This is a genomic window from Pseudomonas sp. 51_B (assembly GCF_017491595.1).
Lineage (GTDB): Bacteria > Pseudomonadota > Gammaproteobacteria > Pseudomonadales > Pseudomonadaceae > Aquipseudomonas > Aquipseudomonas promysalinigenes.
Genome location: NZ_JAFGYW010000021.1, coordinates 41,984 through 57,113 on the forward strand (window position 1 = coordinate 41,984; position 15,130 = coordinate 57,113).

Consider the following 15,130-nt stretch of genomic DNA (forward strand, 5'->3'; position numbering starts at 1 on the left):
CGCCAAACGGCAGAGCCGATTCTCATTCCAGTTGCTATACCTTGTTAATCAACTGGATGCTGCCCATGTCTGCTCTGATTTCTGCATTGCGCCAATTTTTCTACCGTCCCTGGATGCTGGCCACCCTTGCAGCATTGGCCAGCGCTGCGGTGTTGCTGGCCGCCAGCATCGCAATTGCATTGCAGCAGATGAAAGACAGCGAAATGGCGCAGATGAACGCCCAGGGCGAGCGCTTTCTCGAGCGTCTGGAGCAGGTATTCGGCCAACTGCGCGAGGGTGTCGACGAGCTTCAGGCTCAGCCAGTGCGCGGTTGCAGCCCGGCGATGGTTTCGGTGCTGCAGCAGGTTGGCCTGGGCTCGCGCTTCATCTATGAAGCCGCGTATGTGGACGCCAATGTCGCCTGCTCCAACAGGGGCGGGGCCAGGGCCTTCGTGCCCACCCGGGCGCCGGATATTCAGGGGCCGACCTATAGCTATTGGCTCAATACCACTACTGAACCCAACGAGAACCTCGCTGCCCTGATGCTCGCACGGGGCAATTTTCTGGTATCTACCTCGCGCGGGCACCTGACTGATGTAGTCGATCTGCCGCCAGGGGGCAGCTTGTTGGTCGTGCTGGATAACGGCACCCGCGCCATACCGGTGCTGGGCCCACCTCAGGCGTGGCCACCGACCAATGGCTGGCCGCCCCCCAGCCAAAAATCCTTGATCGAGCTGCAAGATCGGCTGGTGTATCGGATGCCCACCCGGTCACCGGACTATCAGTTGGCATTGATTGCACCCCGTGCCAGCTTGCCGTTACGCATGAATGGCATGCTCTGGCTGTTATTCCCCGGAAGTCTTTTAGCCGCATGCTGTATCGGCTGGCTGGTACTGCAACTGATCCAGCAGCGGCGTTCGATGAGTTCGGAGTTGCAAAATGCGTTGCGCCGGGGCGAGCTGCAGGTGCTGTATCAACCGATCTTCGAGCTCGACAGTCGCCGCTGTGTCGGCGCAGAAGCCCTGGTGCGCTGGCGCAGGCCGGATGGCTCGTTGACCAGCCCTGACTTGTTCATCCCGCTTGCGGAAAATACCGGGCAAATTCGGCAAATCACCGACTTTGTGCTGCAACGGGTGCTCGAACAGTTAGGGCAGTTGCTACGCTCACACCGCAACCTCTATATCTCCGTCAACTTGGCAGCCTGTGACGTCATGGTGCCGCGTATCGGCAGTGTTGCTGCTCGACTGTTGGCGCTACACCGCGTCGCGCCCAGTCAGATCGCTTTTGAAGTCACCGAGCGCGGTTTGATCGATGTAGTGGTAGCGCGGGATAACCTGCAGGCGCTGCGGGCGGTTGGGCATCAGGTGCTGATCGATGACTTCGGCACCGGCTATTGCAGCCTGGCCTATTTGCAGACGTTGCCCGTGGATTGCCTGAAGATCGACAAGGCGTTCATCGACGCACTGGGCCACGACGCCGCCAGCAGCGGTGTAGCGCCGCATATCATTCGCATGGCTCATGACCTGCATCTGCGAGTGATTGCCGAAGGCATCGAAAGCGAGGAGCAGGCGGTGCTACTGAACAGCGAGGGCGTCAATTACGGCCAAGGTTGGCTGTTCGCTCACCCGCTCAATGCCCGGCAGTTTGCCGAACTCGTGACCCGCGGCCGCCAGCCCAGGCGGGCGCGGATCAATGATGAGCCTTGAGGGGGAGCCTGTTCAGACCGGCAGCGCCATGTAGAACTGCGTGCCCTGCCCCGGTCGGGAAAACACGCCCATGCGCCCTCCATGCAACTGCACGATTTCTTTGCACAGTGCCAGCCCCAGTCCAGCCCCTCCTTTTTTGCGCCCGACCTGCACGAACGGCTCGAAGATCCGCCCTTGCTGACCGTAGGCGATACCTTCCCCATCGTCCTCGACGCTGACGATCACGCGTTCTGCGTGGCGTCGAGCATGCAGGCGGATATGCCCGCCGCTAGGTGTATGGCGAATAGCGTTTAGCAACAGGTTGTCCAGTACGCGGTCCAGTTGCCCGATGTCGGCCTGAATACGTGGCAGCGGGGGCTCCAGCGCTTTGGCCAGTTCAATCTGCTTGCTGGCTGCTTGGTCAGCAAAACGCAGCAGCGCTCTGTCGAGCAGCTCGTCGATGGCGCAAGGTGCAAGTTCGAGCTTCTGCAGGCCGCTCTGGTAACGGGAGAAGTTCAGCAGGTCGTTGATCAGCTGAGTCAGGCGCTGCATTTCTTCGCCGATGGTCTCCAGCAAGTCGTTTTCACGAGCCTCAGGCGGAAACTTCAATCGTTCGCGCAGCAGGCCGAACGCCATACTCATGCCGGTCACTGGTGTGCGCAGTTCATGCGAAGCGCGCAGCACGAACTCGCTGCGTACGCGCTCGAAGGCGCGTTGCTCGGTGACGTCGTGCAACACCATGACCGCGCCGAGAATCGGCCCCTGGGGATGGCTGACCGGAGTCAGACTGTAGGTGAGCAGCCGGGCTTCCTCTTCAACCTCGATGCTCAGGTCTTCAGGAGGCCGGTCCAGGCTGCCGCCTCGCAGTACCTGGTGCAGTTGCTGATTGAGTTCCGGGCGTTGCAAGGCATCGGCCAAGCCAGTACCGACACGACTGTTATCCCAGCCCAACTGCCGCTGAGCGACTGGGTTGAGGTGCTCCAACAGGCCTTGGCGGTCGATGATCAGCAAGCCATCGTCAATACTGTCGAGCACGGCTTGCAAGCGCTGTTGACCTGCCAGCAGTTCATCGACATTGGTAGCCTGATGCTTGCGCAGCGCATCGGCCATTAGCCCGAAGCGACGGGTCAGCTGGTTAAGCTCGATAGCGTGGGTCACCGGTAAGGTGATCTCGAAGTCCCCTTGGCCGAGCTGGTCTGCAGCCTTGGCCAAGGCTTCGATAGGCTGGCCGAAACGCCGGGCGATATTGTGAGCAGTTATAAAACCCAGCACTAGCACCACAAGGCCCATCAGGCCCAGCGCGCCGCTGACCAGAAGCGCCTGATCGCGGGTGTGCGCTTCGCTATTGAGGATTTGATCGAGGGCTTGCTTGTGTGAATCGATGAGGTCTGTGCGCACTTGGTTGAATGCAGCGCCCAGCGGTTGCTCCACATCCATGCTCCGAGCCGGGTCCGGAGTGGCACGATAGGCTTGCAGAAAGGCCTGGTAGTTCTCATTGGCCTTACTGAAACCGACGCGGTCACCGCTTTGGGCCAAGCCGTGGTCGAGCAGCGCCTGGAAGTTCTCCTGCAGCGTGGGCAAGTTGTTCGGGGAGTTGTCCTTGTCCAGCAGCAGTACCAGCTGGTCCCCAAGGTTCTGCCTGAGCTTCAAGCCCACTTCCAAGGAGTGGGTGGTTTCCAGTACCGATTGCTGCTGGGCCGCCGCCATCTGCAGCACACTGACCAAGCCCAATAACAGCCCCAGCAGGGCCACGGTCACCAACGCCGAAATGCTGAGAAACAGCCGCGTACGCAGCTTCATCGGCAGCCTCATAGGTTGTACTGCTTGCGCTTGCGGTAAAGCGTCGAGGCGTCGATACCAAGGGTTTTGGCCGCCTGGTCAAGGGTGTCACTGGCGGCAAGCACCGCGCCGATGTGGGCGCGCTCCAGCTCATCCAGGCTTAACGCAGCACCTACACGGGGTGCATTGCTGGTGGGCTGCTCACCCATGCCCAAGTGGCTCACTTCAACGCGCTCCTGTGGGCAAATGATGCTTGCGCGTTCGATGACGTTACGCAGCTCCCGGATGTTGCCCGGCCACCGGTAGTTGAGCAGTGCACTGCGTGCCTCATCGCTGAAACCTCGCGCCGGGCGGGCATATTCCTTGACGAAGCGGGCCAGGAAGCGGTCGGCAAGGGTGAGGATGTCGTCGCTGCGCTCGCGCAGGGGCGGCAGATGCAGAGTAATGACGTTGAGGCGATACAGCAGATCTTCACGGAAGCGGTTCTCGCGCACCATGTCGTCCAGGTTCAAGTTGGTCGCCGCAAGAATTCGCACGTCGGCGCGGCGGGTAACGGGGTCGCCCACCCGCTCGTATTCCTTGTCCTGGATGAAACGCAGCAATTTCGGTTGTAGCGTGAGAGGGAAATCGCCGATCTCGTCAAGAAACAGCGTGCCACCATCCGCTTGACTGACGCGCCCCAGGGTACTTTCACTGGCGCCAGTGAAGGCCCCGCGTGTGTGGCCGAACAATTCGCTCTCCATGAGCTCGGCATTGAGCGATGGGCAGTTGATGGTCACGCAGGCTTTGCGCGCCCGCTTGCTCCAGCCGTGAATGGCGCGGGCCAGCTCGCCTTTACCGGTACCCGACTCGCCAAGGATCAGGATATTGGCATCGGTTGTGGCCACTTGGCGGGCAGTTTCCAGCACTGCCATCATCGCTGGGCTGTGTGAGTCCAGGCCGTCCTTAGGCTTGCGTACTTCCCCTTCGAGCGCCTCCAGTCGCGCCGAGAGTTGGCGTACTTCGAGCTGCTTGGCGGTGGCCAGGCGTAGCTGGTCGGGGCTGCAGGGTTTGACCAGGTAGTCGGCGGCGCCGGCCTGGATGGCGTCCACGGCGGTATCGATCGCCGAATGCGCGGTGACGATGACTACCCGCATCCAGGGCGCTTGGATACGCATCTGCGCTAGCACGTCCAGCCCATTGTCCTCACCCAGGCGCAAATCCAGGAAGCACAGGTCGAACACCTGGCGTTGCAGCAAGGCTTCAGCCTGTGCGGCGCTGTTGGCCGTGGCGACGCTATAGCCTTCATCTTCAAGGCAGTAGCGGAAGGTGCGCAGGATTGCGGACTCATCATCCACCAGCAGAATGCGGCCTTGATTGTCCTGGGCTGGTTGCATTTCCTGCGCTCCTTGGGATGGTTCTGTAATTAGTGTGGGAAAAATCGGGCAAGTTGCACGGTCAATTGTGACGGATTCTGTCCTTTGCATGCTAGCCAATGTCCGTTTAATGCCGTGAAGCTGGATATCACTATGCTTTCCTTAGAGCCCCTACCTGGCACATTGGTTGCGAAGTATTTCTGTTTTTGCCTATCAACGAGGTATATCCATGCGCCCTCTCATTCGAATGACCGTATTGGCAACCAGCCTTCTACCCATTTGCACATCTGCGTTGGCTGATCCAGTGCAGGACGCGCGGCGGCTGGGCTCCGTGCAAACGGCCTTGGCGCTCAATCCTATGCTCAACCTGTTTCGTATCGAGGTCGCCGTCGATGGCCAACAGGCACGTTTGTCGGGCGAAGTCGAAAACCAGGTCGAGCGACAGCTCGCAGAGGAAGTAGCACTGGCAACCCATGGCATCGAACAGGTTGATAACCAGTTACGGGTTAACGCCCAACTGGTCGAGCGCCCACTGGAGCGTCGCGCTTACGCTCAGCGCCTTGAGGATGCGACCCTTGCCGCAGTTGTACGGGCGCGGCTGCAGTGGAGTCGCATCACGAGCAAGGCGCCCATCGAGGTTCAGAGCAGTGATGGCGTGATTACCCTGCGCGGCAAAGTGGACAGTGCAGAGGCGAAGGCGTTGGCAGGCGTACTGGCGGGCAGCACAGCGGGTGTGTATCTGGTCAATAACCTGGTCAGCCTGGATAGCGCTGCCATGGCAAAAGCTAGGGAGACCCCCGTTGGCGCCGACAGCGAGCCTCAGCCGAGCGACAGTTGGATAGTCGACAAAATCCAGACCAGCCTGCGTTTCAGTCGCAATCTCGATGGCCTGAATATCAAAGTCGCCAGCGACAAAGGCATGGTCAGGCTAAGCGGTGAAGTACTGAGCCGCGAACAGAAGACCATCGCTCTGGAGATCGCTCGGCAGATCATTGGCGTACGCGGTGTGGACGTTGATCTTCTAAAGGTAGCCGCCAAGGCCGAAGCCTGAGTCGTGCATTTCGCACGACCCTGGCAGGGGTATCGTGCAGTATACGTCCTCACTCCTGCCGGGTTAACTGTATAAGTCATTGATTTATAACGATTTTTATAAGCTTCCAAAGCTGGCATGCAGGCTGCAATTACTTGTTCAGGTTTGAACAGAAAAATTACAGCAGGAGAAGCCGGCATGAACCGCCCAAACGTCAACCGCTCGCTCAATGTCGCACTTCCAGTGCGCCAGTTCCTGTTGCTTGGGATGGCTTTGCTGCTGACCTTGGCCGCCGGCCTCTTCTACTACAGCTGGCAGACCTCGCGTCTGGCCGATCAAGTCGCCGCGCAAACTGCGCTGCTGGCTCAAATTCAGGCAAACCGGACCAGCTCGCTGGTCCAAGCCAATGAGCCTGCAGGGCAGCGTCCTGCAGTCAACACCTCGCCGGCCACCGTCGCAAACGTTGTGCCTCAGGATCGCTGGGTGTTCTGAACATTTTTCAAAAAGAAAGGAGAAGCATCATGCTGAGCTGGGCAATTACTTTTCTCATCATCGCCATTGTTGCCGCCGTGCTCGGCTTCGGTGGTATCGCTGGCGCCGCTACAGGCATTGCGAAGATCTTGTTCATCGTCTTCCTGGTCCTGTTCGTAGCCTCCTTCTTCTTTGGACGTGGTCGAGGTTGACGATGAGCAGGAAGCTGAGCACGGCACTGGTCTTCGCTGCCCTGATGTCGGGTGGTAGTGCAACAGTGCTGGCGGCCAATGATGGCCAGGTTCGGGTCGAGCAATTGCTCGGCTCGGACCCCGAGTATCGAGAGGCATGGCAAGACGCGATCAAAGGTGAGGAGCGCCTGCCCGATTGGGTGATCAACCTCAGCGGTAGTGGGCAGGAGCAAATGACTGCCCTCACTGAGGACGGTGACAAATACTTGGTTGGCCCGCTATGCGAGTCGCCACAGAACTGCACCTACAAACGCCTGATCGTCGCGTTCAGTTGGGACAAGGAAGATGCCTACGGGATGCTCGTGGAGGTACCCGAAGGCCTGCCCAAGGACAAATCGCCGACCCGTCATGCGCAGTATCGCTGGCTGGGTAAGCCAGACGATGGCATGAAGGCGATGTTGCAGGAGCAACTCAAGCGCGATCCCAACTGGTACTAACCAGGTTTCGCGCACTGTCACGCAATAGAAGCGAAACTTTCGTATGGTTTTCGCTTCTATGATGCGCCGCCCCGAGGAGGGGTAACGCATGACCATGGGGCCGGGCTGTTCTGATTGTTGCAGGATCGGAGTGGCCTAGGGGTACAGGGAGTGCCTCCAGTAGTGGGCCGGGTCAGGAAAGGCAGAATCGGAAGCTTCCGGTCAGGCGTGCTGAATATGTCTCGCCGGCGGAGCTTCCGAGGCGCCATCCCACAGCTCAATGAGTACCTTTCTTACTTTCTCTGTTAAGACACATTTTGTTGCGACCACACGTCACTTTTTTTAGTGATCGAGAGAGTCCAGGCAAGTGCCATTTCTGCCATTCGGATTGCCGAACAGGCCTTTTTGAACCTCACTCCTTCCCCCGCTAAAACTGGCTAAAAATAGCGGTTTAGCTCTGTTCGGATTCCCGAACGTTATAAATCAATGACTTACATGCTATTAAATGCTGGCGCTTTGCCCATGCCGAAACGGTATAGGGTATGCGTTTCCGGCATTAGATTTCGTGCTGTGCCATCGCAATAGTTGCCGCCTTTTTCGCTGGCACGGGCGCCTTGTCGCTCGCTCGCGGTGTCCTTACACGAGGTCTCCGGACGGAAGCCAAAAGCTCCCGTGACATTGCCACCGGCTTTGTTGCGCGCTTTTCCAGTCGGTACCCGTGACCACTACAACAAAGGGTAAAGACATGAAGAAGGCAAAACTGAGCCTCGCCTGGCAGATCGTTATCGGTCTGGTTCTGGGTGTTGCAATCGGCGCGCTGCTGAACCACTTCAGCGCTGAAAAGGCCTGGTGGATCAGTAACGTTCTCCAGCCCGCCGGTGACATCTTCATTCGCCTGATCAAGATGATCGTCGTCCCGATCGTGATTTCGTCGCTGATCGTGGGTATTGCCGGGGTTGGCGATGCGAAGAAACTAGGCAGCATCGGCCTGAAGACCATTCTGTATTTCGAAGTGGTTACCACCATAGCCATCGTGGTTGGCTTGGTACTGGCCAACCTTTTCCACCCGGGCGCCGGCATCGACATGAGCACCCTGGGCACCGTCGACATCTCCAAGTATCAAGCTACTGCGGCGGAGGTTCAGCATGAGCATGCGTTCATCGAAACCCTGCTCAACCTGATCCCGTCGAACATTTTCGCAGCGCTGATGCGTGGCGAGATGCTGCCGATCATCTTCTTCTCGGTAATGTTCGGCCTTGGTCTTTCGAGCCTGCAGGCCGACCTGCGCGAGCCGCTGGTGCGTACTTTCCAGGCTGTGTCGGAGACCATGTTCAAGGTCACCCACATGATCATGAACTACGCGCCTATCGGTGTGTTCGCCCTGATCGCCGTTACCGTTGCCAACTTCGGCTTCAGCTCGTTGCTGCCGCTGGCCAAGCTGGTGCTGTTGGTTTACTTCGCCATCGCCTTCTTCGCCTTCATGGTGCTGGGCTTGGTAGCACGCCTGTTCGGCTTTTCGGTCATCAAGATCATGCGCATCATGAAAGATGAGCTGATTCTTGCGTACTCCACCTCTAGCTCCGAAACCGTGCTGCCGCGCGTGATCGAGAAGATGGAAAAGTACGGCGCGCCGAAGTCGATCTGCTCGTTCGTGGTGCCGACTGGCTATTCGTTCAACCTCGATGGGTCCACCCTGTACCAGAGCATCGCGGCCATCTTCATCGCCCAGCTGTATGGCATCGACCTGTCCTGGAGCCAGCAGTTGCTGCTGGTGCTGACCCTGATGGTCACCTCCAAAGGCATTGCCGGGGTACCGGGTGTGTCCTTCGTAGTGCTGCTGGCTACTTTGGGCAGCGTGGGTATTCCGCTGGAAGGTCTGGCGTTCATCGCCGGTGTCGACCGTATCATGGACATGGCACGTACTGCCCTGAACGTGATCGGCAACGCCCTGGCCGCCCTGGTAATTGCACGATGGGAAGGTATGTACGATGCCGCCAAAGGTGAGCAGTACTATGCCTCGCTGATGGCGGACAAGCAGCAGGCCGTCGTCGTTGGTGAGGCTGCCAAGCGCTGACCCTGATTCACTCGAACAAAAAGCCTCGACTTGTCGGGGCTTTTTGTTGTCTGTGTGTCCATTGCCGGACCTATAGTGGCAATTGTCTTGTCATTGTTTGCCGAGCTCTTCGCGGGTAACCCCGCGCCTGCAACGATCGACGTTCCATAAGCTGCGATGCGCTATCATTCGGGCATTTTTCAAGGGGTACATGCGGATGCTCAACGGCCTTTGGCTCGGCTTTTTCCTCGTAGCGGCAGTTTCCGCGCTGGCCCAGTGGCTGGTGGGTGGCAATGCCGGGATCTTCGCGGCAATGGTCGAGAGTATCTTCGCCATGGCCAAGCTGTCGGTGGAGGTCATGGTGCTGCTTTTCGGCACCCTGACCCTGTGGTTGGGCTTTCTGAAGATCGCCGAAAAAGCCGGTATCGTCGAATGGTTGGCCAAGGTATTGGGGCCACTGTTCGCCCGCCTGATGCCGGAAGTTCCCCCTGGCCACCCGGCCCTGGGCCTGATCACCATGAACTTCGCCGCCAATGGCCTGGGCCTGGACAATGCCGCAACACCCATTGGCCTGAAGGCTATGCGTGCACTGCAAGAACTCAACCCCAGCAGTACGACGGCCAGCAATGCGCAGATTCTGTTCCTGGTGCTCAACGCCTCGTCGCTGACCCTGCTGCCGGTAACCATTTTCATGTACCGCGCCCAGCAAGGCGCAACTGACCCTACCCTGGTGTTCTTGCCGATCCTCCTGGCGACCAGTGCATCGACCTTGGTAGGGCTGCTGTCGGTGGCTGTGATGCAGCGCCTGCGCCTATGGGATCCGGTGGTGCTCGCCTATCTGATCCCTGGCGCACTGCTGCTGGGCGGTTTCATGGCCTTCCTGGGCACCCTGTCGGCTGCCGCGCTCGCCAGCCTTTCCTCGATCCTCGGCAACCTGACGCTGTTCGGGGTGATCATTTTGTTTTTGGTCATCGGCGCATTGAAGCGGGTGCAGGTATACGAAACCTTCGTCGAAGGCGCCAAAGAAGGCTTTGATGTGGCCAAGAGCCTGCTGCCATACCTGGTGGCGATGCTGGTGGCGGTCGGTGTGCTGCGCGCCTCAGGCGCGCTGGAGTTGTTGTTGGATGGCATCCGCCACGCAGTCAACTGGATGGGCTTGGATACACGCTTCGTCGATGGCCTGCCCACCGCACTGGTCAAGCCGTTTTCCGGCAGCGCGGCGCGGGCCATGCTGATCGAGACCATGCAGACTCAAGGTGTCGACAGCTTCCCGGCCTTGGTGGCAGCAACCATCCAAGGCAGTACGGAAACCACCTTCTACGTGGTAGCGGTGTATTTCGGCGCCGTGGGTATCCAGCGCGTGCGCCACGCCGTTGGCTGTGCCTTGCTGGCCGAGTTGTCCGGCGTAATCGCTGCCATCTGCGTGTGCTACTGGTTCTTCGCCTGAGCCTGGGTGCCTTGCGCCACCGTCCAGTTCACCACCTGCCCTACCAGTTTGTCGCTGGCCGCGCCGAAGCCGGCGACCACGGCTGACACTTGGGGATCTGCCAGCGGTTGGCGTACTTCAAAGCGCTGGCTGCTGAGAATGCGCTGGCTGCGGCCTTGGACCAGGCGCACGTCGTAGCGGATTACCACCTCCACCTTGCCCCCCGGCTGATATTCGCTCTGAAAGGCTTGCAGCTCGCCGCTCAGTTCGTAATCGGCCTGCAGGTTGCTGTCGTCCGCGCTCAGGCGTTGCACTCGGCCATCGCGCTGGAAGCCATCGAGCAGCCGGTTGCGCACCAGCACCGGTGCCGGGTCGCTCCAGCGGGCGCCCTTGTAACTGCTGATCACATTGCCTTGCGGCACCACCGCGATACGTGGCCCGGCCAGCGCTTCGCTGGCCAGCGGCTTGTTCAGGCGCAGCGACCAGCCCACTGCCGTGACGCTCTGGCTGGCTTGGTTGACTGGCAAACGATAGAGATCCACTGGCTCGCTCTGCGGCAGCACCGAGCAGCCGCTGGCCAGGGTGAAGGTAGCTGCCAAGACCAACAGGCGCAGCGGTAGGGTCATGGCTGGAACTCCTTGTTGTTATCGCGACCTAGCAGATAGCCGCTTGGGTCTGCCTCCAGGCGCCGTGAGATGCCCTTGATTGCGTTGAGGGTTTCGCGCAGCTCACGGATGGCCGGGGTCAACTGATTGAGCCCTTGGGCGCCATCATCGATGGATTGGCGGTTGTCTTGCAGCAGGCTGTTGAGGGTTGCTGCACTTGCGGCCAGCGACTGCATGGCCTGCTCGGCGCTGCCGATGGCTTGCTTGCCCTGCGCCCCAAGCAAGCTGTTGGCGTTGTGCATCAGAGCCTGGGTTTCGGCAAGGGCGGCGTTGGCCTGTTTGCCGGCCTGGCTCAGTTGCTCGATCACATCGCCGATACCGCCCTTCTGATTGGCAAAGGCGCCAGTGGTCTGCTCGAGGTTGGCCAAGGTGCTGCTGAGATTGTCGATGTTGCTTTGTGAGAACATCTGGTTGGCGTTGTGCAGCAGCAGGTTGATATTGGTCACCAGGTCGCTGCTGTCGTTGAGCAGTTGAGAGATTGGCGAGGGTGAGGCGACGATCACCGGCAACTTGCCGTTCTTGCCTTTGAGCTCCGGGCTTTGCGGGGTGCCACCGCTGAGTTGGATGAATGAGTTGCCAGTGACCCCGGCCAGGGTCAGCTTGGCCTTGGTGTCCTCCTTGACGGGCGTGTCGCCGCTCAGGCGTACCCGGGCCAGCACCCGACGCGGGTCATTTGGGTCCAGGCGCAAGCTGCTGACATCCCCGACCTTGATACCGTTGTATTGCACCGGGCTGCCGCGGGACAAGCCCGACACGGCTTCGTTGAAGATCACCTCGTAATCCTTGAAGGCGTCGTCGACGCTGGACTTGGTCAGCCACAGGCCAAAAAGCATGGCACCGGCCACCACCAGAACGGTGACCAGGCCAATCAGAACGTGATGAGCTCGGGTTTCCATGGGTCAGCGCTCCTGCTCGGCGTTCGCGGCAGCCTGCTCGGCGGCGCGCCCGCGTGGGCCGTGAAAGTATTCGTGGATCCAGGGATCGTTGGTTTGTGCGACCTCGGTCAGAGGGCCTGCGACCAGGACTTTCTTCTGTGACAACACGGCGACGCGATCGGTGATGGTGTAGAGAGTATCCAGATCGTGGGTGATCAGAAATACGCTCAGGCCCAGCGCATCGCGCAGGGTCAGGATCAACTGGTCGAAGGCAGCGGCGCCAATTGGGTCCAGGCCTGCGGTGGGTTCGTCGAGAAACAGGATGTCCGGGTCCAGCGCCAAGGCCCGCGCCAGGGCGGCGCGCTTGATCATGCCGCCGGACAGCGACGAGGGGTATTTGTCAGCCGCGGAAATTGGCAAACCGGCCAGTGCCAGCTTGACTCCGGCCAGGTGCTCGGCATCCTCGCGTGAAAGCCCGGCATGTTCGATCAATGGCAGCGCGACATTTTCGGTGACGGTCAGTGACGAAAAAAGCGCGCCCCTCTGAAACAGCACGCCAAAGCGGCGTTCCACCTGCGACCGCTGTTGCTCGGGCAAACCTGCCAGGTCCTCGCCGAAGACCTTCACTTGCCCTTCGTTGGGCCTGCGTAGGCCGACGATGCTGCGCAGCAATACCGACTTGCCGCTGCCCGACCCGCCGACCACCGCGAGTATTTCACCACGGTACAGGTCAAGGTCCAGGTTCTGGTGCACCACTTGGCTGCCGAAGCGGTTGCAGATGCCTCGCGCCTGGATCACTGCTTGCTCGCCATTCACCAGCCCATCTCCATACAAAACAGCGCAGCCACCGCATCCAGTACGATGACCACGAAAATCGACTGCACCACGCTGGAGGTGGTATGGGCGCCCACCGATTCGGCGCTGCCGCTGACTTTGAAGCCTTCCAGGCAGCCAATCGCGGCGATCAGGAAGGCGAACACTGGGGCCTTGGCCAGGCCGACCAGAAAATGCTGCACGCCGATGTCCGATTGCAACAGCGAGAGAAACATGGCCGGCGAGATGCCCAAGGACAGGGCGCAGACCACCGCGCCACCGACGATGCCGCAGACCATCGCAACGAAAGTTAGCAATGGCAGCGAAATCAGCAGCGCCAGCACCCGTGGTACCACCAACAGTTCGATCGGGTTGAGGCCCAGCGTGCGGATGGCGTCGATTTCTTCATTGGCCTTCATCGAACCGATCTGCGCAGTAAAGGCGCTGGCAGTACGGCCGGCCAGCAGAATGGCGGTCAGCAGCACGGCGAATTCGCGTAGAAACGAGAACGCCACCAGGTCGACGGTGAACACCGTTGCGCCGAAGTTGGCCAGTACCGTGGCACCCAGAAAGGCCACCACGGCGCCTACCAGAAACGTCAGCAGTGCGACGATGGGGGCAGCATCCAGACCGGTCTGCTCGATATGCGCGACCACCGGGGTGACGCGCCAGCGGTGCGGTTGGAACAGCCGCAGTAGCAGGGTTTCGATGATCAGGCCGAGGAAGCCGAGCAACTGCATGGTGTCCTGCCACATGGCGCCGACCGCGCAGCCGATACGCTCCAGCAAGACCGCCAGCACATTACGCTCAGGCGCCTTGACCGGGATGCAGTAGTCTTGCACCGAGCAGTACACATTCTTGAGCAGGGCACGGCTGGATTCGGGCAGGTCGTTGGTGCAGTGCGAGAGCCGCTCTGCGCCCAGTAATTCGGCCAGCAATGAGGCGCCGGCAGTGTCCAGACGACCGAGTTGGCTGAGGTCGGCAACAGCGTCGGCGCCATACTGCGTGCGCAGGTGCTCGCTGTCGCGTTTGAGAGTGGCATAGTGAGCCAGGGTCCAGTCACCGGTGATGCGTAGGCAGGCCGGTTGGCGACTGGTGTCCAGGGTGGCACTGGGGGTGGTCATAGGCTCCATGCATCCGGCTGGGCTAGAGGCTGATCATAGCGCAGTGGGCCTAGAGCGGTTGGCTTAAAATCGACGATGCCTGCCTCACTGGGACGCTGCGTCGTCCACGACCTTGAAGCGCAGTACGCCGATCACCTGGCCATCTTCGGTCAACACGCGCACCTGCCACTTGCCCACCGGGTTGGGCGGAAAGTTCTGCTTGTGGGTCCATGCCCGGTAACCTTCCTTGCGCCCACCGTGGATATCCAGGGCAATCCGATCGACTTCCTGGCCGTCCTTTTGCCATACGTGGTAGATACGCTCGTCCAGGCCCCGTGGCGCGTTGATTGCGGTGTAGGCGTACAGGCCGCCACTGCGGATGCGGCTGGCGGCGATTTCCTTGAGTGAAGCACCGGGCTGGCGATTGAGCACTTCGGTGCTTACCGCCACATCGGTCATCCAAAGCGTTGCCGGTGGCACCCACGAGCGCATCAACCAGCCGCTACCGCCGACTGCCAGCGTGAGCACCACCAGCGCTACACCGCGGCGCCAACTGGTGATCGGAAAACTGCTCAGCAAGCTTGGGAAAGACAGCGCCATGGCGATGATCAATGCCAGCTTGAAGCTTTGCGCGGTGGTCAGATGCAGGATGATCGGCAGCGCGGTGAGCAGTGCAGCGAACAGTGTCAGGGTGTGCAGCGCCAGGAATAGCCAGCGCCGCGGGGCCAGCCACTTGTAATAAAGCGGATCGATGATCGAGATCAACCCGGCGGCGCCGAGTAAGCCGGTGAACACAAGCTGCCCGCTGTTCCAGGTGGTGGTGATGAAGAAGAACGGTAAAACGAAGAACAGGCTTTCCTGGTGAATCATCTGCGTGGCGTAGCGCAGCAGCGGTTGCGGGATTTCGCGGTTGAAGGTACGTGCGAACAAGCCTGTCAGGGTGTTTTCCAGCATCAGCCAGACCCAGCTGACCAGTAACAGGATGGCGATCCAGCTAGCTAGGCTGGCCTGGCGATCGACCAGAATGAAGCTTCCAATACCAGAGAGGAAACCGCCGAGGGCGATGACGCCCGGGTAGCGCTTGAGCAGCTCGATGACGCGTTGAACGAAGTGGGGTATTGGTGGCATGGGTCTGCAACAAAAGGATGAAGTGGCTGCGCCAGCCTTTTCTCAGAACAATCGCCCCCACAGACACTGGGCAGGCGTTGAATGCCTGTGGAAGCAGGTTA

Annotated in this window: 14 protein-coding genes; 7 read left to right on the forward strand and 7 right to left on the reverse strand. The window is 60.0% G+C overall.

Going from position 1 to position 15,130, the window contains the following annotated elements:
• Nucleotides 1-65 precede the first annotated feature (65 nt).
• A complete protein-coding gene (locus J5M56_RS19115) occupies nt 66-1,685 on the forward strand; it encodes an EAL domain-containing protein (protein WP_186476059.1) in 1,620 nt (539 codons plus the stop codon).
• A gap of 12 nt (nt 1,686-1,697) precedes the next feature.
• On the opposite strand, the gene J5M56_RS19120 is transcribed toward J5M56_RS19115, so the two are convergent.
• Together J5M56_RS19120 and algB are read right to left on the reverse strand one after the other, a co-directional pair.
• Nucleotides 1,698-3,476: a KinB sensor domain-containing domain gene (locus J5M56_RS19120; protein ID WP_207937549.1), complete on the reverse strand. Its 1,779-nt coding sequence runs from the start codon at nt 3,474-3,476 to the stop codon at nt 1,698-1,700.
• Nucleotides 3,473-4,819, reverse strand: coding sequence for a sigma-54-dependent response regulator transcription factor AlgB (algB, locus tag J5M56_RS19125; protein ID WP_060480210.1), 1,347 nt, complete (start codon nt 4,817-4,819; stop codon nt 3,473-3,475). The genes J5M56_RS19120 and algB overlap by 4 nt, the downstream gene beginning before the upstream one ends.
• A 208-nt stretch (nt 4,820-5,027) precedes the next feature.
• Between algB and J5M56_RS19130 the strand changes: the two genes are divergently transcribed.
• The 6 genes from J5M56_RS19130 to J5M56_RS19155 all read left to right on the forward strand — a co-directional run bounded on the left by J5M56_RS19130 (nt 5,028) and on the right by J5M56_RS19155 (nt 10,466).
• On the forward strand, nt 5,028-5,849 hold the full coding sequence (locus J5M56_RS19130; RefSeq protein WP_186476057.1) for a BON domain-containing protein: 822 nt from the start codon (nt 5,028-5,030) through the stop codon (nt 5,847-5,849).
• A gap of 177 nt (nt 5,850-6,026) precedes the next feature.
• The gene (locus J5M56_RS19135; RefSeq protein ID WP_060480208.1) at nt 6,027-6,320 is read left to right on the forward strand and encodes a hypothetical protein; all 294 of its coding nucleotides are present in this window, start codon (nt 6,027-6,029) and stop codon (nt 6,318-6,320) included.
• Between the two features lie 29 nt (nt 6,321-6,349).
• The gene (locus J5M56_RS19140) at nt 6,350-6,511 is read left to right on the forward strand and encodes a DUF1328 domain-containing protein (protein ID WP_003252966.1); all 162 of its coding nucleotides are present in this window, start codon (nt 6,350-6,352) and stop codon (nt 6,509-6,511) included.
• Nucleotides 6,512-6,513: 2 nt separating this feature from the next.
• Nucleotides 6,514-6,987, forward strand: coding sequence for an inhibitor of vertebrate lysozyme family protein (locus tag J5M56_RS19145; RefSeq protein ID WP_060480207.1), 474 nt, complete (start codon nt 6,514-6,516; stop codon nt 6,985-6,987).
• Between the two features lie 724 nt (nt 6,988-7,711).
• Nucleotides 7,712-9,040: a glutamate/aspartate:proton symporter GltP gene (gene gltP, locus J5M56_RS19150; RefSeq protein WP_186476056.1), complete on the forward strand. Its 1,329-nt coding sequence runs from the start codon at nt 7,712-7,714 to the stop codon at nt 9,038-9,040.
• Nucleotides 9,041-9,236: 196 nt separating this feature from the next.
• Entirely contained in the window at nt 9,237-10,466 is a 1,230-nt protein-coding gene (locus tag J5M56_RS19155; RefSeq protein ID WP_186476055.1) for a spore maturation protein, read from the forward strand.
• Here the strand turns inward: J5M56_RS19155 and J5M56_RS19160 are convergent.
• The 5 genes from J5M56_RS19160 to J5M56_RS19180 form a co-directional block, all read right to left on the reverse strand.
• Nucleotides 10,448-11,071: an ABC-type transport auxiliary lipoprotein family protein gene (locus J5M56_RS19160; RefSeq protein WP_207937550.1), complete on the reverse strand. Its 624-nt coding sequence runs from the start codon at nt 11,069-11,071 to the stop codon at nt 10,448-10,450. The two genes, J5M56_RS19155 and J5M56_RS19160, sit on opposite strands and share 19 nt — an antisense overlap.
• Nucleotides 11,068-12,006, reverse strand: coding sequence for an MlaD family protein (locus J5M56_RS19165; RefSeq protein ID WP_207937551.1), 939 nt, complete (start codon nt 12,004-12,006; stop codon nt 11,068-11,070). Before J5M56_RS19165 ends, J5M56_RS19160 begins: the two co-directional genes overlap by 4 nt.
• 3 nt (nt 12,007-12,009) lie before the next feature.
• Nucleotides 12,010-12,801, reverse strand: a complete 792-nt coding sequence (locus tag J5M56_RS19170) for an ABC transporter ATP-binding protein (protein ID WP_207937552.1) — start codon at nt 12,799-12,801, stop codon at nt 12,010-12,012.
• Entirely contained in the window at nt 12,798-13,931 is a 1,134-nt protein-coding gene (locus J5M56_RS19175) for an MlaE family lipid ABC transporter permease subunit (protein WP_186476052.1), read from the reverse strand. The genes J5M56_RS19170 and J5M56_RS19175 overlap by 4 nt, the downstream gene beginning before the upstream one ends.
• Before the next feature lie 75 nt (nt 13,932-14,006).
• Nucleotides 14,007-15,029, reverse strand: coding sequence for a DUF5924 family protein (locus J5M56_RS19180; protein ID WP_207937553.1), 1,023 nt, complete (start codon nt 15,027-15,029; stop codon nt 14,007-14,009).
• Nucleotides 15,030-15,130: the final 101 nt, after the last annotated feature.